This is a genomic window from Actinotignum sp. usb-actsch-rep-73 (genome assembly GCF_059082735.1).
Genome location: NZ_JBHNPV010000039.1, coordinates 1 through 978 on the forward strand (window position 1 = coordinate 1; position 978 = coordinate 978).

Here is a 978-nt window from a genome sequence, read left to right on the forward strand (position 1 = left end):
CTCTGGCGCGAGTGGCAGGGCTTGCACAGGCTTCGGAGGTTGTTGAAGTTGTGGGTGCCGCAGTGTTCGAGCGGGAGAACGTGGTGAACCTCTTGTACTGGCGTGTAGCGTCCGGCCTCTAGGCAGTCTTCGCAGAGCGGGTGGGCGGCGACGTAGGCGGCGCGGATTTTACGCCAGCGCGCGCCGTAGCGGGCGTTGATCTTCGGATCACGCTGATACTTCCGATAGTGTGCGTCTTCTGCCTTCGCGTGCTGCTCGCAGAAACGTTCGTGGGTGAGCTCAGGGCAACCAGGATGGGAGCACGGGGACGCTGGTTTGACCGGCATCGCTTGCTCCTTCCCACTGGATGTGGTGAAGCCCCAAGACTCCCGTGTGTGGGTTCTTGGGGCTTTTCCTACTTTTCAACCACCTACATCATTGCAGGCCGGAAACGGTAAATGCATCCGCCGTTCCTGACACCTTTTGGCGCAAGGGTGCAAAACCCTCACAAACGGCCATACAGAGCGGTCGCAAGACGAGCCAGCGCGCGCGACTTCTTCTGGTAGGCGGTCGTGCGCTCAACATAGAAGTGGTTGCAGATCTGCTGGACCGCATCATCCTGGGTACCCTCGCCGAGGAAGAACGCCTCCAACACCAACCGGTCATCCTCGGAGAGGATCTCCCATGCAGGCAGGAACCAGTCCATGTACTGGCGCGCCTCAGCGTATCGGGCTTTGTAGGTGTCGATGCGCTCGATCGTTGCAACGATGCTGTTCTCCGAAGCGTGAAGGTCGCCTGATGGCGGGGTGCCGTCCATACGTGGGGATGCGGGGCTAGCCGCATCCGCATAAGCCGCCTTGATCTGCTCGTCGGTACTCTCGATGATCTGTTCCATCACCGCATAATCCTGCAGAGCGGCGATCGCAGCTTTCCTTGTGTCGAGGTACTTCGTCATCACATGCATGACGACTCCTTCCTGCTTGTGGTTGTGAGTTCGGT

Annotated in this window: 2 protein-coding genes; both read right to left on the reverse strand. The window is 59.5% G+C overall.

What is annotated here, in order from left to right:
- A partial coding sequence (locus tag AC5RE1_RS02850) for an HNH endonuclease (protein WP_493938322.1) occupies positions 1 to 326 on the reverse strand: 326 nt, incomplete at its 3' end.
- A 158-nt stretch (positions 327 to 484) separates the two neighbouring features.
- On the reverse strand, positions 485 to 978 hold a 494-nt coding region (locus AC5RE1_RS02855), incomplete at its 5' end, for an ArpU family phage packaging/lysis transcriptional regulator (protein ID WP_493938323.1).